General features: G+C 61.4%; 24 protein-coding genes. 8 read left to right on the forward strand and 16 right to left on the reverse strand.

Annotated elements, in window-relative coordinates; all coding sequences use genetic code 11:
- Positions 1-96 (forward strand): IS3 family transposase (locus tag ACYP2A_RS09365; RefSeq protein ID WP_459741911.1); only part of this gene is annotated, 96 nt, incomplete at its 5' end.
- Between the two features lie 109 nt (positions 97-205).
- Here ACYP2A_RS09365 and ACYP2A_RS09370 read toward each other — a convergent pair.
- From ACYP2A_RS09370 to ACYP2A_RS09390, 5 genes are read right to left on the reverse strand one after another with little or no spacing between them, the layout of a single operon-like run.
- Complete coding sequence (locus ACYP2A_RS09370; RefSeq protein ID WP_459744632.1) at positions 206-970, reverse strand: enoyl-CoA hydratase-related protein; 765 nt, start codon at positions 968-970, stop codon at positions 206-208.
- Positions 971-990: 20 nt separating this feature from the next.
- Positions 991-1872: an amidohydrolase family protein gene (locus ACYP2A_RS09375; RefSeq protein ID WP_459744634.1), complete on the reverse strand. Its 882-nt coding sequence runs from the start codon at positions 1870-1872 to the stop codon at positions 991-993.
- The gene (locus ACYP2A_RS09380) at positions 1869-2507 is read right to left on the reverse strand and encodes a carboxymuconolactone decarboxylase family protein (RefSeq protein ID WP_459744635.1); all 639 of its coding nucleotides are present in this window, start codon (positions 2505-2507) and stop codon (positions 1869-1871) included. Before ACYP2A_RS09380 ends, ACYP2A_RS09375 begins: the two co-directional genes overlap by 4 nt.
- 45 nt (positions 2508-2552) lie before the next feature.
- Positions 2553-3743: a CaiB/BaiF CoA transferase family protein gene (locus ACYP2A_RS09385; RefSeq protein WP_459744636.1), complete on the reverse strand. Its 1191-nt coding sequence runs from the start codon at positions 3741-3743 to the stop codon at positions 2553-2555.
- Positions 3744-3765: 22 nt separating this feature from the next.
- Positions 3766-4407 (reverse strand): glutathione S-transferase, encoded by a 642-nt coding sequence (locus ACYP2A_RS09390; RefSeq protein WP_459744638.1) that lies wholly within the window; start codon positions 4405-4407, stop codon positions 3766-3768.
- Positions 4408-4611: 204 nt separating this feature from the next.
- Here ACYP2A_RS09390 and ACYP2A_RS09395 point away from each other — a divergent pair, with 204 nt between their 5' ends.
- Complete coding sequence (locus tag ACYP2A_RS09395) at positions 4612-5217, forward strand: hypothetical protein (RefSeq protein ID WP_459744639.1); 606 nt, start codon at positions 4612-4614, stop codon at positions 5215-5217.
- 18 nt (positions 5218-5235) lie between these two features.
- On the opposite strand, the gene ACYP2A_RS09400 is transcribed toward ACYP2A_RS09395, so the two are convergent.
- From ACYP2A_RS09400 to ACYP2A_RS09415, 4 genes are all read right to left on the reverse strand, one after another.
- On the reverse strand, positions 5236-5427 hold the full coding sequence (locus ACYP2A_RS09400) for a hypothetical protein (RefSeq protein ID WP_459744640.1): 192 nt from the start codon (positions 5425-5427) through the stop codon (positions 5236-5238).
- Positions 5428-5556: 129 nt separating this feature from the next.
- Positions 5557-5724: a hypothetical protein gene (locus ACYP2A_RS09405; RefSeq protein ID WP_459744641.1), complete on the reverse strand. Its 168-nt coding sequence runs from the start codon at positions 5722-5724 to the stop codon at positions 5557-5559.
- 141 nt (positions 5725-5865) lie between these two features.
- Positions 5866-6486: a glutathione S-transferase family protein gene (locus ACYP2A_RS09410; RefSeq protein WP_459744643.1), complete on the reverse strand. Its 621-nt coding sequence runs from the start codon at positions 6484-6486 to the stop codon at positions 5866-5868.
- The gene (locus ACYP2A_RS09415; protein WP_459744645.1) at positions 6483-7241 is read right to left on the reverse strand and encodes a GntR family transcriptional regulator; all 759 of its coding nucleotides are present in this window, start codon (positions 7239-7241) and stop codon (positions 6483-6485) included. Before ACYP2A_RS09415 ends, ACYP2A_RS09410 begins: the two co-directional genes overlap by 4 nt.
- A gap of 216 nt (positions 7242-7457) precedes the next feature.
- Between ACYP2A_RS09415 and ACYP2A_RS09420 the strand changes: the two genes are divergently transcribed.
- The 4 genes from ACYP2A_RS09420 (at position 7458) to ACYP2A_RS09435 (ending at position 11056) form a co-directional block, all read left to right on the forward strand.
- A complete protein-coding gene (locus tag ACYP2A_RS09420) occupies positions 7458-9014 on the forward strand; it encodes a 3-hydroxyacyl-CoA dehydrogenase (RefSeq protein WP_459744646.1) in 1557 nt (518 codons plus the stop codon).
- Positions 9011-9790: an enoyl-CoA hydratase-related protein gene (locus ACYP2A_RS09425; protein ID WP_459744648.1), complete on the forward strand. Its 780-nt coding sequence runs from the start codon at positions 9011-9013 to the stop codon at positions 9788-9790. Before ACYP2A_RS09420 ends, ACYP2A_RS09425 begins: the two co-directional genes overlap by 4 nt.
- A 96-nt stretch (positions 9791-9886) precedes the next feature.
- Positions 9887-10147, forward strand: coding sequence for a type II toxin-antitoxin system Phd/YefM family antitoxin (locus ACYP2A_RS09430; protein WP_459744650.1), 261 nt, complete (start codon positions 9887-9889; stop codon positions 10145-10147).
- 207 nt (positions 10148-10354) lie between these two features.
- The gene (locus ACYP2A_RS09435) at positions 10355-11056 is read left to right on the forward strand and encodes a DUF3053 domain-containing protein (protein WP_459744651.1); all 702 of its coding nucleotides are present in this window, start codon (positions 10355-10357) and stop codon (positions 11054-11056) included.
- A 33-nt stretch (positions 11057-11089) separates the two neighbouring features.
- Here ACYP2A_RS09435 and ACYP2A_RS09440 read toward each other — a convergent pair whose 3' ends face one another.
- Positions 11090-12004: a LysR family transcriptional regulator gene (locus ACYP2A_RS09440; protein WP_459744653.1), complete on the reverse strand. Its 915-nt coding sequence runs from the start codon at positions 12002-12004 to the stop codon at positions 11090-11092.
- An 87-nt stretch (positions 12005-12091) separates the two neighbouring features.
- On the opposite strand from ACYP2A_RS09440, the gene ACYP2A_RS09445 reads away from it, so the two are divergent.
- Positions 12092-12478 carry a carboxymuconolactone decarboxylase family protein gene (locus tag ACYP2A_RS09445; protein ID WP_459744654.1) on the forward strand — a complete coding sequence of 129 codons (387 nt, stop codon included), beginning with the start codon at positions 12092-12094 and terminating at the stop codon, positions 12476-12478.
- Here the strand turns inward: ACYP2A_RS09445 and ACYP2A_RS09450 are convergent.
- The 4 genes from ACYP2A_RS09450 to ACYP2A_RS09465 all read right to left on the reverse strand — a co-directional run bounded on the left by ACYP2A_RS09450 (position 12475) and on the right by ACYP2A_RS09465 (position 18618).
- On the reverse strand, positions 12475-13806 hold the full coding sequence (locus ACYP2A_RS09450) for a DUF7256 domain-containing protein (protein WP_459744656.1): 1332 nt from the start codon (positions 13804-13806) through the stop codon (positions 12475-12477). The two genes, ACYP2A_RS09445 and ACYP2A_RS09450, sit on opposite strands and share 4 nt — an antisense overlap.
- Positions 13807-13886: 80 nt before the next feature.
- The gene (locus tag ACYP2A_RS09455) at positions 13887-15944 is read right to left on the reverse strand and encodes a TonB-dependent receptor (RefSeq protein WP_459744949.1); all 2058 of its coding nucleotides are present in this window, start codon (positions 15942-15944) and stop codon (positions 13887-13889) included.
- Positions 15945-15985: 41 nt separating this feature from the next.
- Positions 15986-18142 carry a TonB-dependent receptor gene (locus ACYP2A_RS09460; protein WP_459744657.1) on the reverse strand — a complete coding sequence of 719 codons (2157 nt, stop codon included), beginning with the start codon at positions 18140-18142 and terminating at the stop codon, positions 15986-15988.
- Between the two features lie 65 nt (positions 18143-18207).
- Positions 18208-18618, reverse strand: coding sequence for a DUF2946 domain-containing protein (locus ACYP2A_RS09465; RefSeq protein ID WP_459744658.1), 411 nt, complete (start codon positions 18616-18618; stop codon positions 18208-18210).
- Between the two features lie 279 nt (positions 18619-18897).
- Here ACYP2A_RS09465 and ACYP2A_RS09470 point away from each other — a divergent pair, with 279 nt between their 5' ends.
- Positions 18898-21039 carry a TonB-dependent receptor gene (locus ACYP2A_RS09470; protein ID WP_459744659.1) on the forward strand — a complete coding sequence of 714 codons (2142 nt, stop codon included), beginning with the start codon at positions 18898-18900 and terminating at the stop codon, positions 21037-21039.
- 4 nt (positions 21040-21043) lie between these two features.
- Here the strand turns inward: ACYP2A_RS09470 and ACYP2A_RS09475 are convergent, their stop codons facing one another.
- Together ACYP2A_RS09475 and ACYP2A_RS09480 are read right to left on the reverse strand one after the other, a co-directional pair.
- The gene (locus tag ACYP2A_RS09475; protein WP_459744660.1) at positions 21044-22273 is read right to left on the reverse strand and encodes a dihydrolipoamide acetyltransferase family protein; all 1230 of its coding nucleotides are present in this window, start codon (positions 22271-22273) and stop codon (positions 21044-21046) included.
- A gap of 1 nt (position 22274) precedes the next feature.
- Positions 22275-24362, reverse strand: a complete 2088-nt coding sequence (locus ACYP2A_RS09480; protein ID WP_459744661.1) for an alpha-ketoacid dehydrogenase subunit alpha/beta — start codon at positions 24360-24362, stop codon at positions 22275-22277.
- Positions 24363-24471 lie beyond the last annotated feature (109 nt).

Consider the following 24471-nt stretch of genomic DNA (forward strand, 5'->3'; position numbering starts at 1 on the left):
TACATCCGTTACTACAATCATGACCGGATAAAAGTGAAGCTTGGCGGATTGAGTCCTGTGGAGTTCAGGACTCGCTCGGTGGGCGTGTGGCAATAGACTGTCCAACTTTTTGGGGTCAGATCAATTGAGCATCAGACGTAAAATCTGGTGAAAACCGGCTTAACTGATCGGCATTAGGCGAAAGCCGGTTTTTTGTGCCCGTTATCTAGCGACCGACAAACACCGGCTTGCGCTTCTCGACCACCGCACGGGTGGCTTCGCGGGCGTCTTCGGTGGCCATCAGGCGGGTGCTGTAGCCCTGCTCGACCTGATAGCCCTCCTCCACTTGCATGAACTCGATCTCGTTCAGCGACGCCTTGCCCATGCGCAGCCCCAGCGGGCTTTTCGCGGCGATGGTGCGCGCCAGTTCCCAGGCACGCGCCATCAGTTGATCAGCCGGCAAGACCTCTTCGACCAGACCGATGCGCAGCGCCTCCTGAGCATTGATCGGCTGGCCAGTGAAGAACATTTTGCGCAGGTTGCCCTGGCCGATCAGACGCCCCAGATGCGCACCGCCGCCGCAACGGCCGACGTTGATTTCCGGCATGCTGAAACTGGCTTTCTCCGATGCCAGGCGGAAATCACACACCGCCGCCAGCACCGTGCCGGCGCCGAGTGCCGGGCCATTCACGGCGGCGATCACCGGAATCGGACAGGTCCTTACCGCCGCAAAGCACTGGCGCACCACGGCGGCCCGCGCAGGATCCTCGTCGACGGTGGCCGCAAGGAATTCATGCAGGTCCAGGCCTGCACAGAAGGCTCGCTCGCCGGCGGCGGTGAAGATCGCGCAGTTGACCGACAGGTCCTGTCCCAAGGTTTCGAACAGCTCGCCAATGGCTTGATAGTGCGCCAGGGTAATGGCATTGACCGGCGCGCGGTCGAGGGTGATGACGGCGACGCCGTCCTGAATGTCCAAGCGAATATCTTGCATCGCAGCAGTCTCTTGTTGATTTAGAAGCCGAACAACCGGGCCGGGTTATCCACCAGAATCTGCCGTACCACGGCGTCATCGTTGACCCAGGTCTGGAACACGTCGAGCAGATGGCCCACATCCGGGGAGTTCTCGGCCATGCGCACGAAGGGCCAGTCCGAGCCCCACAGCAAACGGTCTGGCCGGGCAGCGATCATGGCCTGGTGAAAAGGCTTTACGTCGTCGTAGCCGGGCGCCTGTTTCGAGACCCTGCACAACGACAGCTTGGCCCACACCTGCCCGGTTTCGAGCAAGGCAAGAAAGGCCTTGAAGTCGGGCGAGTCGACACCCTGGCCGACATCGAACTGGCCCATATGGTCGAACACCACCGGCACACCGAGGTCCTGGATTTGCTCGAAGACGCCCGGGCAATCGGCGGCACGCGCCCAGATATGCGCCTGCCAGCCCAGTGCACGCATTTGCGGCGCCAGACGCTTGAGTGTGTCGATGCCGATACTGCCGGCATAGCGTTTACCGGAGGTGGGATCGAGCATCTCGATGAAGCGCAGGCCACGCACGCCAGCCCGGTGCAGCTGTTGCAACTGCGCCTCGCTGATGTCGGCGTCCGCCACGGCGATGCCGCGTACCCGCTCGCCCAGCAGCTCCAGCGCGTTGACCAACGCACGGGTATCGGTGCCATAAGGCGCAGGCTGTACCAGTACGCCGCGACTGAAGCCAGCACTGTCGAGCATCTGCCGATAAACCATTGGCGGCGCCAGCGGAATGGCATAGGTCGCAGGCCCGGTCGGAAAAGCCTCCAATGGCCCGAAAACATGACAATGAACATCGCAGGCGCCAGCCGGCAAGGCCTTGTGCGGCGCACGGGGCATGCGCACCTCCACGGTATCGATCGGGCTGCTCATCGCTCGCCTCCACTGGCCGCTGCCAGTTGTTGTTCGGCAGGCGCCAGACCGGCCAGTGCCCAGGTGCCATCGGGCGTGCGGCCCAGCGCTTGCAGTGGATGACTGGCGCCGTCCGGCACGGGCACCTGATGCACATTCAGCGTCATCGCCACTAGCGTGTAATAGCCGATGACCGACGACAGATCGACCATCGCCACCGTGCCCCAGCGTCGATGCAGACGCTCATACAGCGCTTGCTGGACATTGCCCTGTTGCTGAAGCTGGCAGGCGAATTCATAGACATCGGCGTCTTCGGGGTCATCAAAACAGGGCGACTCACCACAGCGCAGCGCCTCGATGACCTCGGGCGATAACCCGGCGGCCAGACCGTCCTGAGCGTGGATGTACCACTCCAGCTGACTGTTCCAGCGCCGGGCGGTGACCAGGATGACCAGTTCGGTCAGGCGTTTGGGCAGCGAGGTATTGAAACGCAACACCTCGCCAAACTTCTGCCAGCGGTCCGCCAGCTCGGGGTTGTGCATCGCTGCGCGCAAAGGCCCCACCAGACGGCCACGCGGTCCGCCGACGACCTCGGCATAGACCTTGGCCTGTTGGGTGCTCATGCCCTCGGGGTCGAACAAGGGAATCCGGGACATTTCTTTCTCCATAAATGAATAGCTGACAGGGAAACCAAGGGCGCACTACGGCGCGCGGGTCAGCCCCAGTTCACGGAATACTTCGTCGGTGTGCTGGCCGAGCAAGGGCGGTGCGCGCTCGAAATCCAGCTGCGCGTTGCTCAAGCGGATCGGGCTGACCACTTGCGGCACCGTGCCGGCCAGCGGGTGTTCCAGGTGCCTGAGCATTTCGCGCGACTGAACCTGCTCATCGGCAAACACCATGGGAATGGTATTGATCGGCCCGCACGGTACGCTCTGCTTCTCAAGTGCTGCCAGCCAGTGCGCCATGGGCTGCTGCGCAAAACGCTCGCGGATCACCGTCAGCAATTCAGGCAAATGGCGCACCCGCGCCTGGTTGCTGGCAAAGCGTGGGTCGCTGGCCATTTCTGGCCGTTCGATGACCGTGCAAAAGCGCTGGAACTGGCCGTCGTTGCCCACTGCCAGAACGATATGGCCATCGGCGCACTTGAAGACATCCTGCGGCTGGATATTGGGGTGGCGGTTACCGGCGCGTTTGGGCTCTTTGTCCGAGACCAGATAATTCATCGCCTGATTGGCGAGGATGGCGGTCTGCACATCAAGCATCGCGATGTCGACATACTCGCCCTGCCCGGTACGTTCGCGATTGGCCAGGGCCGCCAGTACGCCAACCGTGGCGTACATGCCGGTCATGATATCGACAATCGGGATGCCGACTTTCTGCGGGCCACCGCCGGGCTCGTCATCGCGTTCGCCGGTGACGCTCATCAGCCCGCCCATGGCCTGGATCATGAAATCGTAAGCGGCATGATCACGTTTCGGCCCGGTCTGGCCGAAGCCGGTGATCGAGCAATAGATGATGTCCGGCTTGATCGCCTTGAGGTCTTCATAGCCCAGGCCATAGCGCTCCAGGGTGCCGGATTTGAAGTTCTCCAGCACGATGTCGCACTGCGCCGCCAGCTCGCGAATGGTTTGCTGGCCTTCGGCATCGGCAAGATCAACCGTCACCGAACGCTTGCCGCGATTGACCGCCAGGTAGTAACCCGCCTCTTTGGTGGCGTTGCCATCGCGGTCCTTGAGAAACGGCGGGCCCCAGGTGCGGGTATCGTCGCCGACATCAGGCCGCTCGACCTTGATGACATCGGCGCCAAGGTCCGCCAGCACCTGGCCCGACCAGGGGCCGGCCATGATGCGACTCAGGTCCAGCACTCGAATATGGGAAAGTGGTCCAGCCATGCGGATGTGCTCCTTATCAAGGTTATTGGGCAACGGCCGCGGCGTCGTCATGCACGACGGTGGCGATGGCTGAAGGGCGCGCGCTGAACGTGGCGTACCAGGCCGCCAGTTGCGGCCGGTTATCGCGCCAGTTCAGCACCTGCCAGCGAAAATCCAGATGCCCCAGGGTACAGCCGATGGCGATATGGCCCAGGTTCAACGGCGTTGCGCCAAGCGCGGCGGCTTGCTGTTCAAGCTCACTGAGGATGCGCTGGGCTTTCAACGCGAAGGTCACCAGGTAGGCATCCTGCGGGGCATCATGGGCAAGCGCCCGATCGCTGAACCAGTTGCGCCAGACCAGTAACAGGTCGAGAAAACCGTCGCCTAGCGCCTGCCAGGTCATGGCCTGGAAGTAGGCCTCGGCTTGCTCGGGCACCAGCCGGTGGCCCTGATGCTGACGGTCGAGGTATTCGCAGATGACCCGTGAATCGAACAACGTCTGACCACTGGGCAGCACCAGGGTCGGAATCTTGTTCAGCGGGTTATCCAGCATCACCTGCTCATTGGGCTGGGTCATGCCGACCACGTTGCGCACGCAGTCGACGCTGTTCAACTGCCCGGTTTCATGCAGCACGATCATCACCTTGCGCACGAACGGCGAGCGTGGCGACCAGTGCAGCTTCATCGGAGCGTGGGTGTCTGGAGCGATAGCTTTTGTTGTAAAGGTCACTTTTATGCCTATCAACTAACTTTATGACCTTTTCAGTATAAACAGGTCTTGAAGCGGACGGCTAGACCGCCCGGGGAGATTTTTTATGAAGGGTGGTGGTGAGAATCAACCGCCGGGATGAGATAGTCGTGCGTACTGCAAATGGAGTTGGCCCCCCGAATGAAGCACTACATCCTCTATCCACTCGTGGCGCTGCTCGCTGGATGCAGCACCGGGCCGTATCTGCACCCGGAATCCGCAGCGGGCACAAACGCCGTGCTCGACCGCACGTGCCCTGGCCCGAAAGCGGCCATGAGCTATGCACCGCTTTCGCAAGAACTCGACTGGGTTCATCTACTGGTCTACGTGGCGCCGCCGGGAACATCCAGCTGGCCCGGTAACGTGCGCTCGGCCGATACCGAGCTGCGCCTGTTTGGCCGACTCTACACACCCCCACGCTTGCGCAACCTGAACACTCCGGATCAACGCCGGGCGGCTTACCAACAAACCGACCCACCGCTCTGGATCAGCGCCGCCTCGCCCATGGTCAGCGTAACGCTGGCCACGGGTGAGACTTATCAAGTCAGTATCGAGCAACTGAAAACCGGCTTTGACCCGAAAGAGATACACAGCAGCAGCCGCAAGGGAACGCCCTTGGGCAAGGGCGATATGGATGACTTCACCCTCACCTTTCCGGCTATTTTCGTGAACGGTGAAAAAGTACCGATGGCGCCGATTCACTTCAGGAAGCGTGAAGAACGTTATGCGCCGGTGTTTAACTGTTGAGCATCGTGCAATGCACAATCAATCGACGTCAGCGGTTTTTTTGAGTCCCGTAGGGGAACACACCTCACCCAGAACAAATACAAGCCCGACCAGCCCCGCCAGCGCAAGGGAAAGCACGGACGAGGAAGCGGCCTTGAGAAGCTGTTCAGAGAATACAGCGCCTGCCATCGCACAGAAGGGAAAGATCGAGGCGCCGTTGAGCAGAGCCATGACCAGGTCTGCGCTCTTCAACCGGCGCCGGTGACACCACTGCTGAATTGCATTCACGAGACCGCAAGCTCCGGCGAGGATTATCGTGATGGCCTCGAACCCCAGAACGTGCCCGAAAACAGTAACCACCTAGACGATCGCAGTCATTTTCATCAGCATCAACGCGCCGCCAGCGCCCAGAACGCCTGCTACGATCTCACCGGAAAAATTCACGCCAAAGAATGCATTTGCTGCTGCGACGCCAAGCAACGCACCAGAAAGCACAAGCCGCACGGTCTTGAAGCTGAGCATTTTCATTCTTATCCCTGTGGGCAATTAAATGAGAGGGCGCTGACATTGCGCCCTACGCAGCAAAGTATAACCAGTGGTCATAGCCGAGGTTAGTGCTGACCGTCCTGTTCTTCACCCACGGCGTTTGTCAGAAATTTCCACATTCCCTCAAGAGACGGGCCGAGTCAGTTGCGCACTGGCCCGCGCCTCAAACCCGACCTGCCACTGCGTCAGCAAGGGCCGCCCCACACGCCACTCCAGATCCTTGAAGCGAACCCCCAGATACCCCAGCGCACAACCGATCGCGATATGCCCAATCCCAAAGGCCGCAGCCTCAAGCTCACCGACCTCCCGTTCAAGCCGGTCCAGCGTGGCATCGACCTTCACCCGCGCCCCGTGCAGCAGCGCCGGTATCTGCTGTTCGGCGCTGCGATCACGCTCATGCCGCCAGGCAATCAACGTGTCGCACAAGCCATCGCCCAACGCCTGCCAGCGCAGGGCTTGCCAGCGCGCATCGCCGTGCGCGGGGTATAACTCGGCGGCGCTGCTCTGCGAATCGAGGTACTCGCCAATCACCACCGAATCGAACAGCGCCTGGCCGTTGGGCAACACCAGGGTCGGAATTCTGATCAGCGGATTGTCGGCAATAAGCGCCTCATTGGGCGCCTGGCTGGAGACCTTGGTGCGAATACAGCGCACCCGATCCGCCAGGCCCAGCTCGTGCACGCAGCACATGACCTTGCGTACGAACGGCGACAGCGGCGACCAATGCAGCACCCATTCACTCATTTGACCGTCACCTTCACGTCCAGGCGCACCACATCGCCGCGGTAAACACCGTCACCGACGAACACCAGCCGGCCCTTGGCGTCCACGGCGGTGCGGTAGCAGTACACCACCGGCGCGTTCAGTGGAATTTCCAGTGCTTCGGCGGTTTCCAGATCGGCGGTGCCGACGGTGATGGTCTGATGAACTTCGACCAGCTTGAGACCCGGCAGGTCGCGCAGGATTCTCAGGGTGGTATGGCTGGCAAACATTTCGTTGGGAATCTTGCGGGTCAGCCGCTCATCGATGTAGGCATTACCGATGTAGTACGGCCGGCCATCGCGCGAGTGGCGGCGACGCCAGCAACGGTACTCCGGGGCCAGTTCGCCGATCTTGTGCTGGATGTTGACCGGCTGCGCCTTGACGTCGAACGCCAGCACTTCGATGGATGCGCCTTCTGGCGACAGCAACAGACCCGACCAGTCCGTCGGCACCTCGCACCACATCTGCTCTTGCGGTTGCTGGATCACGAACGTGCCTTTGGCCCGGTAGCGTTTGATCAGCTTGTCGTCTTCAAGAATATCCAGCGCCTGGCGCACTGTGGCACGGGCCACGCTGCACTCGGCGGCCAGGTCATCGACCGTGGGAATCTGCTCGCCTACCGGCCACACGCCTTGCTCGATACGCCGACGAAACAGGGTGGCCAGTTGAATGTAACGCGACACGCCGCTGCGGCTGAAGTCGACGCCCGGCCGGTTGAGAAAGTCCACATCAGTCATCTTGGTTGCCTCGAATAAGGGAGCGGAACAGGCGTTAAGCGTGCTCGCGCTTAGACGGGCAAGTATTGCATAAAGGCAAAATACCAGTCGATTGACCTTTGCAGGCAACATCGTCTTTAAATCCTATAGGTCAGTCTATTGACTTATATGAAGGGTAACTCGTAAGGTTTCGCTCATTCCGGGCGCCTGACGCCTGAGCAGCCTCATGAGGACCTTATGAAAACAACGCCCCCCTCACTTCCTGCCAGTACCCGTATTGGCGTGATTGGCGCCGGCACCATGGGCAACGGCATTGCCGCCGTCGCGCTGCGTGCGGGCCATCGTGTGAGCTTGCACGACACTCGCACGCAAGCGCTGGACAGCGCTGCCGAGGCGATTGAAAAGATCGTGGCGCGCTGGATCAAACGTGGTGATCTTGTGGCCTCCGACCAGGCTGAATACCGCTCACGCCTAAGTTTGACGCCCACCTTGGAGGCCTTGAGCGACTGCGGCCTGGTGATCGAAGCGATCATCGAGGACCTACCGATCAAGATCTCCGTGTTCAGCGCGCTTGAGCAGGTGGTTAGCCGCGACGCGATTCTGGCCAGCAACACCTCGTCGATCTCGATCACCGCCATCGGCGCCGGCCTGCAACATCCCGAGCGCCTGGTGGGCATGCATTTCTTCAACCCGGCCACCGTGCTGCCGCTGGTCGAAATCGTCAGCGGTGAAGCGACCGACCCACAGATTGCCGCGCTGATCGCAAACACTGCTGCCGCGTGGGGCAAGTCGCCGGTTCACTGCCGCTCTACGCCGGGCTTTATCGTCAACCGGGTGGCGCGACCGTTCTACGCAGAGGCCATGCTCGCCCTGCAGGAACAAGCGTGCAGCAAGGGCACGCTGGATGCGGCACTGCGCGATGCCGGCGGCTTTCGCATGGGGCCGCTGGAGTTGATGGACCTGATCGGCCACGACACCAACTTTGCGGTGACCCGCAGCGTCTACAACAGCTTTTTTCAGGACGCCCGTTACAAACCCTCGCTGGTGCAGCAAGCGCTGGTCGATGCCGGGTGGCTGGGGCGCAAGAGCGGCCGTGGCTTTCATTCGTACGCCGAAGACGCGCCAGCGCCGGCTGTGGACCTGGCACCCGCCTCGCAAGCGCCTGATCGAGCAGTGTTCAAAGGCACCTTTAGCGGGATTGAAGCACTGATCAGCCTGGCCAGCACCCACGGCCTGGCGTTCGCGCACACCGACGGCGAAGGCTCGATCAGCGTGGGGGACGCACAGCTGCAACCCTCGACCGGCGTGACCGCAACCCAACTCGCGGCTGCAGGAGCGCATCGTAACGTGGTGCTCTTCGATGCCTCGTTCGACTACCTCAAGGCAAGCTTGATCGTGCTCGCCAAAGCGGATCAATGCTCCGATCAGGCACTTGCTCACGCGGTCGGCTTGTTTCAAAAACTGGGCAAAAATGTCGCGATCATCAGCGACATTCCGGGCCTGCTGGTACTGCGCACCCTGTGCATGCTCGCCAACGAAGCCGCCGAAGCGGTGTGCCATGGCATCGCCAGCGCAGAAGATGTCGACACCGCGATGATCAAGGGCGTGAACTACCCCGTTGGCCCGCTGGCCTGGGCCGACCGCTTTGGCAACCGCCAGGTGGTCAGTGTTCTGGATCATCTGGCCCAGGCCTACCCCGATGGCCGCTATCGCCCCAGCGCCTTGTTGCGGCGCAAAGCACTGACCGACAGCCTGTGGACCCACGCCAACTCACCTGCGGAAACCGTCCAATGAGCCAGCCCACTTCTCCGGTTCACCTCACCCTGCACGACGGCTGCGCGGTCATTACCCTCGACCGCGCCGAACGCCGCAATGCCCTGAACCTTGAAATCAAGAACCTGATCGCTGACGCCGTGATCGAATGCGAAAGCAACGCGGACGTGCACGTCATCATCATCACCGGCGCCGGTGGCTATTTTGTCGCCGGCACCGACATCGCCGAAATGGCCGACATGACGCCCTTGCAGCACAACCTGCAAGCCACCGGCCGGGTGTTCGAGGTGGTGCGCCAGTGCACCAAACCGGTTATCGCCGCTGTCGAGGGTTACGCCCTGGGCGGTGGCTGCGAGCTGGCTTTGAGTTGCGACATCATCATCGCCGCCCGCAGTGCGCGCTTTGGCCAGCCGGAAATCAACGTCGGCATCATGCCCGGCGCAGGCGGCACCCAGCGGCTGCTGAGAACCATCGGCAAATACCAGACCGCCCTGCTGACCATGACCGGCGAGGCCATCAGTGCCGAACACGCCTTTGCCAACGGCATGGTTTCGCAACTCTGTGACGACGATCAGGCGCTGCAAACCGCGCTGTTGATCGGCCACAAAATCGCCAGCAAGCCGCCGCTGGCCATCAAGGCGATCAAGGAAATGCTCAGCATCGGCCAGGACGCACCGTTGCAGACCATGCTGAGCCTGGAGCGCAAGACCTTTACCTTGCTGTTTGGCAGTCATGATCAGAAAGAAGGAATGGCGGCGTTTCTGCAGAAGCGGACGCCGGTTTATCGGGGGCGGTGATAGGCTTCCAGAGAATTCGCTTCAAGTTGCCATTGAGTGCGCCTATGCTAAGGCACTGTAAAAAACATTTTTAAAAGCACTCTATGGAGTCTTGTTATGGCATTTCAAATTCTGGCGGATATCGCTGCTTCTGTTACTGACCTCAAGCGCGATCCAATGGGCACTGTTCGCGAAGGTCAGGGAAAAACGGTGGTCATTCTCAACCGTAACGAGCCGGCTTTTTATGCGGTTCCGCCAGCCCTTTATGAGGCCATGCTGGAATTGATCGATGACATGCAACTTGCCGAGCTTGTGCGCTCACGCCAGGGTGAACCCACGGTAGCGGTTGATATCGACGAACTGATTCGGCAAGCGTGAACGGTCAGACGTTTACGAAGCTGCCAGCAAGCGTATCGAATAGACCTACAAACTACCCCCTTGCGGAACCTCTACCGACCACTTGCGTCCTATCGCCTGTAAGTGATGTGCCATCACTGCGTACACCACGCACCGCACGCTTACCGGCATCGCGCAGGGGCCGTCTCTGTCGCGGGCTTGTCATGTATTTCTGGAGACCCTGCCGACATGAACGTCTCGTTGCGCCCTCAATGGCTACTCGCCCTGGCCCTGCCTCTTGTCCTCGCCGCCTGCGGCAACGACGAACCTGAACAACGCGCCGCGTTCAGCCAGTTCCTGCAAACCCGCATCGTCGACAAACCCGGCGTGCGTGTGCCCAAGCTGACCCCGGAAGAGTCCAAGTCGTTTGGCGACTACACCACCCATTACGCGGTGATCACCGACTTCAACAGCTCGATGGACGCCACGATGAAGCCGTTGGGCGAACTGGCGAAGAAAGGCGAGATGCGCTCGGTGAGTGAGATGGTCAGCCGCCGCGATGACATCAAGGCGATCCAGGCCGGCCTGAACGACGTAGGTGTGAAGCTCAAGGAGCAGAAGACCAAGGCCGACACTGCGCATGCCCAGCTCAAGCAGCCGGACGATTTGAAAGCGGTGTACGACAAGGCCTTTGACAAGACCGTCAGCGTGCCGGCAACGGCCCTTCTGGAAGTGCTGCCGCAACTCAACAACACGTTGGACAGCGGCCTGAAAGTGGCCGATTACGTGACCGCCCATAAAGAACAGATCGATATCAATGGCGCGGTGGTTACGGTCAAGGACCCGAAAGTGCAGGCAGAGCTGAACACGCTGCTGCAAAACCTCAATGAGCAGGCCAAGACCGTTCAGCAGGCGCAGGTTCGTTTGCAGTCGGTGATGCTCGGCAAGTAATCCCCTTCCCGTCCAGTGAATGCCGGTCGGCGTTCACTGGGCGTGCGTACTCACCACACTTGCCCTCACCCGTTGCAGAAAATACGCCAGCACCGGCGACGGGTTGCTTTCGACATACGCCACGGCAATACCGCTGGACAGCGCGTTACCCTCCTGCTTGAGCGACCTGAACACCACGCCTTTGCGCTTGAAGTGGGTCAGCGACGCCGGGATAAACGCGATGCCCTGCCCCTCGGCAATCAGCCCCAGCAGAATATGGTGGTCGTCAGGTTCCGGGATTGTCTCGGGCTTGAAGCTGATCCCGTCAAAGAACGCCTGGCAATGGTCGTAAAAGCCTGGATTAAGCCGCCGCTCGAAGCGAAAGATCACCTCGTTGCGCAGGTCATCGAAGCCCAGCGTGCGCTTGCGCGCCAGCGGGTGGCTGGCGGGCAAGGCGACTTTCATCGGTTCTGCAAACAGCGTCTCGGTCTTGAGCCCGCGGGCCTCGGTGTGCAGGCCGATAAAGGCGACATCCATCGATCCATTGTTGATGTCGCGCACCAGGCTGATCGAGTGCTTGCCCTGGGTAACGATCCGGCAATCGGCAAAGCGCTGCCGCAGGGCTTCGGATACATCGGGGATCACGCTGCGATCGAACACCGTGGTATAGCCCACGCAAAACTGACCGCCCTCACCTTCCCGCGCTGCCTGCGCGGCCGCGATGGCCTTTGCCGCGTGCGCCAGGGTACGCCGGACTTCGGGCAAAAAGGCCGCGCCGGCTTTGGTCAGCGTCACACCGGTGCGGGTGCGCACGAACAGCTCGACGCCGAGCTGGTTTTCCAGCTGGCGAATCTGCCGGCTCAGCGGCGGCTGCGAGATATGCAAACGCGCCGCAGCGCGCCCGAAATTGAGGGTTTCGCTGACGGCTAGAAAATAACGGAACTGGCGTAGATCGATGGCTTCATTCATACCGAAAAGGTATCACCAAAAGGGTATTGGCTGAACATCCACTGTCGGGCCTAAAGTCGCTGCACACACCACGACGAGGCAGATGACATGGACAATGAACGCTATATCAGGGGCTTGGCGAAGCTGAAAGAAATCGACGGTCAGGCCGGTGAAAACGTGATTGAAAGCCTCAAGGACATTGCGCCGGATTTTGCCCGGTTGCTGATCGAGTTTCCGTTTGGCGATATCTACTCGCGGCCCGGTCTCGATCTTGAAACCCGCGAGCTGGCGGTGGTGGCGGCGTTGACCGCGCTGGGCAACGCCACCCCGCAGCTCAAAGTGCATATTCATGCCGCGCGTAATGTCGGCTGCTCTCGGGAGCAAGTGGTTGAAGTGATCATGCAGATGGCGGTGTATGCCGGCTTTCCGGCGGCGCTCAATGGTCTGTTTGCAGCCAAAGAGGTGTTTGCCGCCGAAAACCAATCGGCGTGTTAGCCACACGCCCAGTCCATTTCCATTTTTTCCAGATCGATCTGGCCGTTGCCGCTGCCGAAGTTGAAGCCGCCGAAGTCTTCTTCGAACTCCAGATAGCGCGGGCCGAACTCGGGGTAGCCCTGTACCGGAAACATCGTGCCGCCGAAGTGATTGCGCGCATGAAAGCGTTCCAGGTCCAGGGCGATGCCTTCGTCGCTGAAGCCTGGAATATAGCCGCTGTCCTGGCATTCATCTTCCCACTCACGCGGTGGTTTGCCGACGTTGGGGTCGCCTTCGCGTTCTTGCGCACGAATGGCAAACGCGGTTTCCAGGCCGGCGTCGGGCAGCCACTCGAATGCCGGCTCGCCGGGGTTACGCACCTGCTCGTAGCCGAAATATTCACTGTAGTTCTTTTCCAGCCAGCCCGGCGCCTGCCCCAGCAGCGGATTGCCGCTCAGGTCAGGCGGTGTGCACAGCGCCGCGTCGAACTGCGCCTGGGTCAGCCAGATGGCGGCATAGCTGACGCCGAGGATGTCCTTCATATCGAACTGTTTGGGGTGCCGCGCATGGCGGTGCTGCCAGAACGGCAACAGATGAACATCGGCCGGGGGCTCGCTGGACAGGGGCGCGGCAAAAAAGGCCTCAATGGCGCTGCTCGACGGCAGTTCTTCGAACTGGTCGTCGACAAACAGGCTGAACGCCACAAATTCGGCGCCCTGTGCGCGGTATTGGAGTGGCACATGCACGGTAAACGCATGGCGCAGCGGATACCCCAGCGACGGGCTCAAGGGCCATTGCCGGGCGCTGATACCGGGCGGCAAGCCCAGGTTCCAGCCACCTGCCCACTTGGCACCGCGACCGCTGGGCGGCAGTGGCCGTTGCGGGTCACGCAGCAGGTCATAGACCTTGTTCAGGCTGGTGTCGGCCAGCAACTTGTCGGGTTCGGGATACACAGCGCCTGGCTGGCTGATTTCCAGCGCCAGAATCACACCGTCGCGAATACGCACGATCAGCTCATGGCCTGCCTCGGTGCGGTCGCGGTACTGCGACCACTCCAGCGGGTCTTGCGGACCGTTTTCAAAGGCTTGCAGGCTCGGCCGAGCCTGCAGCACCGCCGCCACCGGCATGCCGATGTGCAAGCCTTCGATGAGTTGGTCGGCAGCAAACGACTTGTAGAAGCTCACCTTGCCCAGTGTTCCGTCTACCGCCATCTGCGCCCCGAAACCATGGTTATGGGTGTCGGGCACGTAGCCATGCGCATCGGGCGGTGACCACTGCTTGCCCATGATACTGGCCAGCACATCGATGGGCATCAGCGGCCGCAATGCGGCAATTCGGGCACTGTTCATGGGTGAACCTCCTTGGTAATCGGATGCATGTGCCGATCAGACCCGATTACCCCGGACGAATTCCCCCAGGTCTTGCCCGATCAGAAATCCAGGGTCAACCCGGCATACACCGCCCGTCCGTCGCCGGCGGCGTGCAGCGATTGCTGGACGCCTGCGGTATCGTCGTACCAGACGTATTCACTGTAACGGTTGGTAATATTTTTCGCTTGCAGATCGACACTCAGGCTTGGGGTCAGTTGATACGTCGCCCCCAGATTGACCAACACGTAATCACCGAACTTGCCGGTGCTGTTAGTGCGTTCCAGGTAATAGTCGCTCTGGCCGTTGGCCCAGGCCGACAGCTGTAGCGCCGGCGTGACCTGCCAGGTCGAGCCGGCGGCATACAAGTGATGCGGCACGTGGTCCATCTCCTGGCCCTTGCTGGCCGGCAGATTGGGGTTGGGCTTGAGGATCTCGGAGAACTGCCGCGAGTACGACAGCCACAGGCTGGTGCTGTCGGTGGGGTACAGATTGACCTGCACATCCCAACCCTTGCGCAGGGTCTGGCCGACATTCTCGGCATCGCCGACGGCATCGTTGAGCTTACGCTGCACCTCGTCGCTGGCCTTCTGCTGCCAATAGGCGACACGCCCGTCGATCCACGCGGCCGGGCGAAACTTGATGCCGGTTTCCCAGCCGTCGTTGATCGAGGGTTTGAGGTCATCCTGTTGAGTCGCCAGTCGATACGTCGCCGAACCCACCCCCACCTGATAACTGCGCCCCCAGTTGGCGTACAGGCTGGCCTGTTGCCACGGCGACCAGACTACGCTGAGCTTGGGCTGGCGAATCAGGCCGTAGTCGTTGACGTCAGCGCGCTCGCCGCTCAGCCCGTTGCGGTAATCGCCATAGAGCTTGTCGACGCGGTAGGCCGGGATGATCTTCAGCGACTCGATCGGCTCGATCACCGCCTGCACATAAGCGCCGTAGACATTCAGGTTGAATTGCTGGTCACGGGTTTGCGCAGTGCGGGTACGCAACAGGGTGCGGTAACGCAGGCTCTGGTTTTCCTGACGCTGCACTTCAGCGCCGCCTTCCAGGGCAAAACCGTGCAGGCCATCGACCTGCGGGCGCCAGGTCAGGCTGCTGAGGGCGCCGTACTGGGTTTCGTCACTGTAGCGTTCCTGCTGCGCCGAGGTGCGCCAGTACTGGGTCCAGCGCCGGTCTTCGAAGGTGTTCACGTAAGCCTTGCTGGCCCAGCTCAGGTCTTCACGGAGTGTGGCGTCCAGGTGCAGGCTGAGCTGGCTCATCTGCCGCTCACCCGTGTCGGTGGCGTTGTTGGCATAAGACTGGCGTGGCCGGTCATGGCTGTCGGCGCGGCTCAGGTAGCCGGCCTCGTCGGCGTCGGCCTTGTAATGCCGGGCGATCAGTCCTGCACGCCAGGCGTCGTCATCGGCGGTATAAAACCATTTGCCGGAAAAACTCATGCGCTCGGCATCGGCGTGCTGGCGATAGCCTTCGCTGGCCTGGTAGCTCAGGGCATAGTTCTGGCTCCAGTTGCCCGACTCGATGCCCTTGACCAGTTGCACTTCGCGGGTATCGAAGCTGCCATAACGCAGCCGCAGCTTGCCATCGTTGCCGCCCTGGCGGGTGTTGATCGTGGCGTTGCCGGCGATGTTGTGCAGGCCGTAGCGCGGGTCGTTGGTGCCGCGCACCACCTCGATGCTGTCGATTTCCAGCGGAAAAACCATGTCGATAAACGGCATATTGCCGTCGTTGGTGTTGCTCGGAATACCGTCGATCAGCAGCTTGACCGCATTGACCTCACCCTCGCCATTGAAGCCGCGAAACGACAGCTTTCCCGACGTCGTGCCCTGGTTGAATTGGGTGAGCATCACCCCCGGCACGCGGTTGAACAGCTCCCAGCTGTATTGCACCGGTTGTTTTTCCAGCAGCTCGGCGCCCACGGCATCCACGGAGCTGAGGATATTGCGGCTGTTCAACGGACCGGCCTCATTGCCAGTCACGGTGACCGCGCCCAGGGTTACGACCGAATCACCGGCGCTGCGGGTTTCAGCGATGGCCTGGCTTAACGGCGCCCATGCAAACAGACTGCACAACACACCGCTAACGTGCAGGCGAGCGCCCGCCTTGATGTTCATGTTCATCAATAAAGTCCTTCAATCAAATGGCCGGCGGGCGATCAGAAACGCAGGTCCAGCGCTACATCGAGGCTGCGTGGCGCGCCCATGTAGTACTGGCTGCCATAGGCCTGTTTGGCGTAAACCTCGTCCGTCAGGTTGCGCACCCGCGCGGTGACCGCCGCCTGCGGCGTGAGTCGATACCGGGCAAAGGCACCGAACAGCGTGTACGCCGGGGCTTTGAGCGTATTGGCGTTGTCGGCGTACACCGAGGCCACATAGCGACTGTCGGCACCGACCTGCCAGGCATCGCTCAGACGCCAGGTCAGCCACAGGTTGGCGACACTGTCCGGCACATTGGTCGGGGTATTGCCTTTGCGCGACACTGACACCCCGCCGACCGCCTCGTTGAAGCGGTCATACTGCGCATCGACCCAGGTGTAGTTGGCCTCCAGCAACACCTGCGGCGTGACCTGCAGCTTGCCGGCCAGCTCGATGCCGCGCGAGGTCTGCTGCCCGGCCTGCACGGTCAGGTTGGGATTGACCGAGTCACGCACGGCAAAGTCGCGGCGCACGATCTGGTACAGCGCCGCCGTGGCCGAAGCGCGGCCTTCAAGAAAGTCGAACTTGCTGCCGACTTCCCATTGTTCGCCCTTGGACAGATCGAACAGGCCCACGTTGGAATAGGTGGCCGACGCCAGCGAACCGGCCGGCAGATCGGCGCTGGTGCTGTATTGCACATAGACATTGGCATGCGGCGTCACTTCATACAGCAACCCGGCCCGACCGCTCAGCGGCTCCCAACGGCGCTCGAACCAGGCCGGGCTGGTGGCCGACACCGTGCCGTAGTTAGTCACTTCCATCTGCAAATGGTCGTAACGCAGGCCGGTGAGCAAAGACAGGCGCTCGGTCAGCTCAAGGCGGTTTTCCACGAACAGCGCCCGGGTGGTGATTTCATGTTTGCGTTGCCTCACCAGCCCCGCGCCCATGCCCGGCAGGTCACGAAAATGCCCCGGATTGAAGAGATCAGCATCCACCGTATCGGCGCCTGATCCATTGGTGGGGTACAGGTCCTGGCGCATGACCGAGTAATCCAGCCCCACCGCCCACTGACTGGCCAGGCCGAACACCGCCTGGTCATGGCGCAGTTCCAGACGGTTGCCCAGCACCTGTTGTTCGTGGCGTTGCAGGTAAGCCCCGGAGCGGATCACCTGGTGGTTATCGGCGGTGTAGCGGTAGGTTTCCAGGTTGCGGTAATCGCGCTGGGCGTCGTAGTGGTACAGGGTGTTGTTCAGGCGGGTGGCGGCACTGACCTGATACTCGGTGATCGAGCGCAGCCAGCGCACGCGCTGTTCGTAACGTCCATCCTCGGTGTTGTAGTTCTCGAAGCGCCGGCTCTTGTCGATCTTCATCGTGTTGCCGAGCGGGTTGAGAATCGGCGAGCCCCAGTACGGGCTGTCTTCGGTGTCTTCCTGGTATTCGAGCGCCAGGGTGTGGCTCAAATCGGGCGTCAGGTCGCTGAGCAGCGACGCTGAAAAGCTGTTGGTTTCACGGGTATTGCGGTCGATATAGCCCTTGCCCGCCACGCGACTGAAATCCATCCGCAGGTAATGCTGCGTATCCGCCGTTTCGCTAAGCGCCTGATTGAAGCCGACCGCGACCTCGGACTCATCAAAGCTGCCATAGCGCAAACGGCCTTCAAGCAATTGAGCATCGCGGCTGGCCAGCTTGCTGATGGTGTTGATCGAGCCGCCGACGGCCCCTGCACCCGAGAGAAAGCTCGAGGGCCCGCCGAGCAGTTCGACCCGGTCGACCAGCCAGGCGTCGACCGGCCGCGTGGCGCTGCTGTAGCCCAGATTGATGCCGTTATAGAGCTGGGTGATCTGGTTCTGGGTAAAGCCGCGATAGGCCACAAAGCCGCCATATCCCGGGTTGGCCGAGGCATTGATGCCGGTCATGGCGTTGAGAATTTCCTGGCTGTCCCTGGCACCGCGCGCTTCGATCAGCGCACGGTCGGAGACACTCACCGAGGCCGGTGTTTGCCGGGCGGTCAAGCCCAGGCGCGAGCCGGTCGTGATCGGTTGATCTAGGCTGAGCCCGGAAGGTTGGTCTTGCACAGCCTGAATACTCAGGGCATCGAGTTCCAGCGAGGCATCTTGCGCCCACGCGACATTGCAGGCGCCCAAAAGCAGCACCAGAGAGGTGTTGGTGGTTTTCATGAACAACGTTTCCACGCAAATAAGTGACGCTGATTCGGGCTGCATCAAGGTGCAGACGGCCGCAATCAGGCAGTTGTAGTCACAGCGGGAATAAAGGCAGGCGGTGCGCGGGGATTGAGAGAGGGCCAGAGCGCACGTGGCGGCGGTTGCGCCCAACTGCGCACCACCACTGGCGAGATAACGCCCTTGGGAATGTCACGCAGGTCCCAGGCCGCTGAGTTCAGCGTCAGGGCGGTGGTCGAGGATGAACACAATGGACAGGAAAATTGCGCGGTGGCTTTGCCGGCGTGATCGGCATCGCCCGCATTCTGGCCCATGCCGCCACCGCCCTCCATCGCGCAATAGCCGCCGCTCAGGCCGCTAAGGGCAAGCCCGGCCATTTGCCCGTGATGAATACTGGAGGCGAACAGACTGAACAGGACGCTGGCGTAGAGCACCCATGCAATCAATCTGCGGTCGGTCCGGTGAATTTTCATGGCGGCGACTTTATCACCGGATGAGAACAGATCGTAAAAGACTGATGTGGCAGATTGCCGCACTGTTTCAGGGCGCGCGTGCTGCTTGAAAACGACCTGCACAAGTCGTTTTCAAGATAACTTTTACTGATGATTTACACTTCTTAAGATCATGGAAAATCATGATTAACATATAACCAAATGTGCTTTCACAGGATTTTTTAAAAAGAATATCTTTTATGCAACCCGACCCCACACCATGGCGGAGGCCCTATAGATGCATGACAGGAACCTCACCCCATGCCAACCATTCCCTACGCCTTGCAACCGCTGGTGCTGGCCATTGCCCTGGGCGCTCCGGCGCTGGTGCTGGCCGCTGACGAAGACCGTCTGCCGACCGTGACCGTCACCGCTGAACACCGCGAAGAAAACCTGCAGAAAACCCCGCTGGCGATCACCGCCTTCGACCAGAACACCTTGCAGGACCAGCAGGTCAACAACGTGCGCGATCTGGCCGGACGCGTGCCGAACCTGACCCTGCCGCGCCAGTCGATCTCCTACAGTGCGCAGACCTACGGCATACGTGGCATCGGCGAGACCGACCCGATCCAGGAAGCGGCAGTCGCGGTGTACGCCGACGACCTGTACATCCCGCGGGCGATTTCTTCGATGCTCGACTTCAACGATGTCGAGCGCGTCGAGGTGCTGCGCGGTCCGCAAGGCACACTGTACGGACGTAACAGCGCCGCCGGGGCGATCCGGGTGATTACCCGCGATCCCGACCAGACCACCCGTGGCTTTTTTGAACTGGGCGCCGGCAACTACGACGCACGCAACGGCCGGGTGTTGATCAGCGGGCCGCTGGTCGACAACACCCTGTACGGCAGCTTCTCGGCGATCCGCCTGACCCGCGACGGCACGGTGCACAACCGCACCACCGACAAGGACGTCAACAACGTCGACATCCAGTCGTATCGCGGCAAACTGCGTTGGGCGCCGGACGATTCGCGCTGGGATGTGCAACTGACCCTGGCCGGCACCATCGACCGTGGCGATACCACCAGCTACACGCCGTTCAACGTTGCCGACGGTCACTACGACAAATTCACCACCTACAACAGCCTGACGCCGAAGAACAAACTCGACCAGGGCAGCGCCGTGCTGCGCGCCATCTACAGCATCGACGACCACCTGAACTTCAAGTCGGTGACGGCCTGGTCCGAGTTCGATCAGCCCGTGGACTACGACAACTCCGGCAAGGCCAACAGCGGCAACGCCTCGCCGATCCAGAACAACCTGATCGTCTACAAACAGCGCTACGCCACCCAGGAGTTCCAGCTCAACGGCGACTACGACCGGTTCAGCTACACCCTGGGTGTGTTTCTGTACAAGGAGCGCTTCCGCGCCGAGCGCGACAGCCTGACTTATTCGGTCGCCGCCAACCGCGTCAACGCCAGCGGCCAGTACAGCACCACCGACACCGAAAGCTACGCGCTGTATGGCCAGAGCAACTACAAGATCACCCCGCGCCTGTCGCTGACCACCGGCCTGCGCTACACCTACGAACACAAGAACTTCGACTACCAGAACTACGCCATCACCACAGCCCGGCAGATCACCGGCACCAACTTCAGCGCCGAAACCAGCGAGTCGTGGTCGTCGGTCAGCCCCAAGATCGGTCTCGAATACGCCTGGACCGACAACCTGGTGCAATACGGTTATGTGGCACGCGGCTTCAAGGCCGGCGGCTTCGACAACCGCGCCCCGACGCAAATCGCGGCTGAGCAAGGCTTTGACCCGGAAAACGTCACCACCTATGAAATCGGCTTCAAGGGTGACTTTGCCGATGGCCGCCTGCGCAGCAACATCGCGTTTTTCTACAACGACTATGAAGACCTGCAAACCAACGCCTGGGACCCTGCGATCAGCGCCAACCTGCGCACCAACGTCGGCAGCGCCCATACCTACGGCGTAGAGCTGGAAAACACCGCCCTGCTGACCCGCGACCTGCGCCTGACCGCCAACCTGGGTTATCTCGAAAGCAAGTACGACGACTTCCAGAACGCCAGCGGTCCGGGCGTCAGCGCCGATGGCAAAGAGATGATCTTCGCGCCCAAATGGAACGCCAGCCTGGGCCTGAGCTGGACCGTACCGGTCAGCCTGCCGGGCGCGCTGATCGCCAGCACCGACTACCAGTACCAGACCCGCTCGTACGCCAACGCCCTGAATGCCGACATCTATGAAGTCCCGGCCCAGGGCTTCTGGAACGCCAACACCAGTTACACCACCGGCGACGGCCACTGGACCACCACGCTGTCGGTGAAAAACATCCTCGACCGCGCGTACCCGCAAGGCGTCAGCTACTCGGCCGCAAGCAACACCTCGCACTACGTGATCAATGACCCGCGTACGGTGTTGCTGAGCGTGCGTTACGATCTTTAATCGGTCAATCACCCCACCCTTCCAGCACTTCAACAAACCGGCGCAGCCAGGCATTGGTCTGGCTGCCGTCCAGCACGCGATGGTCGATGGTCAGCGAGACATAGGCCATCGTCCGGGCCTGAAAGCTGTCCACGCCATCGACCTCTTTGACGACCACGCGCTTTTGCAACGCGCCCACGCCCAGAATCGCCGACTGCGGCTGGTTGATGATCACCGGCGTGGCCAGCAATGTCCCTGATACCCCGTGGTTGGAGATCGTGAACGTACCGCCCTGCACGTCCGCCGGTTTCAGCCGCGAGGTGCGGGCCTGTTCGGTCAGGGTTTGCAGACGACTGGCGATGCCCGCCAATGACAATTCCTGCGCACGATGAATCACCGGCACGATCAGGCCCTGATCGCCCAATGCCGCACCGACACCGATGTTCACATCGCTGAACACCTCCAGAAAATCCTCGTGCCAGCGGCTGTTGACCGTTGGCGCAGCCTGCATCGCCTGCACGGCAGCAGCGACAAAATAGGCGGTGAAGCTCAGGTTCACGCCTTGCTCGGCAAAACGTGCCTTGTGCCGATTGCGGTGATTGATGATCGCCGTGCAGTCGGCCTCGAACACCGCCGTGACATGCGGGGCCACGCTGACCGAATGTTGCATGTGTTCGGCAATCTTGCGGCGCATGCCCGAGTGTTTGATGCGCTCGGCCACCCGAGGTCCGTTCGAGGCTTGCGCGGGTTCGCTGACGGGTTGCTCTTTCACAGGGTGCTCTTTGCGTTGCTCTACCACCTTGACCACATCTTCACGGGTCAGGCGCCCGCCGCGCCCGGTGCCGCAGCCCTTGAGTGCTTCAAGATTCAGGTCATGCTCGGCCACCAGGCGGCGTACGGCCGGCGACAGCCTGAATTCGATTTCAGCCGGTTCAGTCTCTACGGGTTCAGGCGGCGCAGGCTCAGCGCCCGGCAACGCAACGGCCACTGGTTCGGGCAACGCCGCCACCACGCGCCCCAGCAGTGCGCCGGGCACAGCGTCCTGGCCTTCTTCAAGGACAATCTCCAGCACGCCATCGCACGGTGCACAGACTTCCACCACGACCTTGTCGGTTTCCAGCTCCACCACCGGTTCGTCGTAGCGTACTGCCGCACCGGCGGCCTTGAGCCAGGTGCGCAAGACGGCCTTGGTGCCTTCCTGCTGCAACGGCGCGGCTATGTTTTGTGCAGAAGGATTAAGGGTCATGTCATTCATTTCAGAACCCCAGCATCTGGTCGATTTTCGCGCGGATTTTTTCCACCGATGGCAATGCGTGCTCCATCAGCAACGGGTGATGAGGGCTGGGGATGTCCGGCATGGTCAGGCGCGCCACCGGCGCATCCAGTTCCATGAATGCAAGCTCTGCGACCACCGCAAGGATCTCGGCGCCAAAGCCTGCCGTGCCCAAATCCTCATGCACCACCAGGCAGCGATGGGTGCGCGATACCGAGGCCAGCACCGCTTCACGGTCCCAGGGCATCAGCGTGCGCAGGTCGATCACCTCGACCGAACGGCCTTCAGCCGCCTGTTCGCAACGCTCGACCATCGCACCCCAGGTCACCACGGTCAGGTCGTTGCCGCGCGTGACCAGACGCGCCTTGCCGAACGGCAGCACATAGTCGTCACCGGGGTAACTGCGCCGCGCACTGGCGGCGTCGAGCATCGCCCGGTGCTCGAAAAAGATCACCGGATCGTTGCCGCGCAATGCAGAGCGCAACAGGCCCACGGCGTCTTCGGCATTGGACGGTACGGCGACTTTCCAGCCCGGCGAATGCACGAACTGCACCTCGTTGGTCTGGCTATGCCAAGGGTCGCCGCATTTGAAGAAACCACCCGGAATGCGCACCACCATCGGCGCGGCAAAGCGGTTATTGGTGCGCCAGCGCATGGTGCCGCAGTCGTTGATCTGCTCCATGGCAGGATCCGCGTATTTGCGAAACTGAATCTCCGGCACCGGCATCAGCCCGGCCAGCGCCATGCCCACTGCGCGGCCGATAATCCCTTCCTCCGACAGGCTGGTATCGAACACTCGATCACTGCCATATTTATCTTGCAGCCCCAGCGTCACCGCATGCACGCCGCCCTTGGGGCCGACGTCTTCACCAAACACCACCACGCGCGGGTTGATGGCCAGTTCATGGTCGAGGGTGCGTCGGATCGCCGCGACCATGTTCAGCCGCGGGCCTTGCGGTTCGGGTTCAAGGTGTTGTGCCGGCGCCTGATAACCATCGGTCCATTGCCCGCCCCGCTGTTGCAGCTCGCCTTCGAAAAACACATTATCGGTGACCCGTTGCGGATCGCTGACCGGGCGCGCTTCGGCGTGCTCGCAAGCCTGTTGCACCACGTGCGCGGCGTCCTCCTGCAATTGCTGCCATTGCGCTTCACTGAGCCGTGCAGGCACCAGAAAGTCATGCAGCTTTGGCAGTGGATCGCGGGCCCATTCGGCATCGACCAGTTCAGCGGACTTGTACGCTTGAGTGTCCTGAAAGCTGTGGCCTTGCAGGCGCGGTACAGTCAGGCGCAACAGGCACGGCCCATGGCGATCGCGCACATGGTTCACCGCGCGGGCAATCAAGGCGGCGCTGTGTTCGGGGTCGCAGCCATCGCCGGAAATCACTTCCAGGCCCTGAAAGCTGGCGAGGTTCTTGGCGATGTCGGCACCGGGGGTTTGCAGGGTCGAGGGCACGGAAATGCCAAAGCCGTTGTCTTCGATGTAGAACAGCATGGGCAGTTTTTGCGTGGTGGCGATGGTCAGCGCCGACCAGAAACCGTTGGTGGCCACCGAACCGTCGCCGCCCAGTACCACGCTGATCGCCCGCGAGCACTCGGCCTGATCCATCACTTTGGCGCGATACTCCAGCGCCTGTGCCCAGCCGGCGGTCGGCGTGTATTGCGCGCCCACCCCGCCGCACATCGGCAGCGCGGCGACACCACCGGGGTTGGGGTAGTTGAACACCACACCGATGTCACGACCGTCCGAATAACCGCCGGCCCGTGCCATCGACGAGCCCAGCGCATCGGCCAGATCGACACCCAGCGCCAGCAACAGCGGACGCGAGCGGTAATAGCCGCAGGCGGCGTCATGCGGGTCGTTCAGGTGCAGGCCCAGCAGGATCTGCGCCATGTCGTGACCGCGCGCGGAAAACTGGTACAGCACCTTTTTCTGTGGCACCAGCGTGCCTTCTTCCAGCGCGTCGAGCTGGCGCGAGACCCTCATCAGAAAAGCCGCCCGACGCCAGTCGACAGGCACCTCATGCGGGCTGGCTAACGTAGGTTGCGCGGGTGTGCGTTGGATCACCGTCATTTTATTGTTGTCCTTGCGGTTGAGCGGTACGTCGCCAAACGGCGCGTTTCCTTTACCCAAATCCTATGGACGGCGACGGAGAATGTGCTTCCTATTTTTTCGACCTTTG

Source organism: Pseudomonas sp. 3A(2025) (assembly GCF_054589175.1).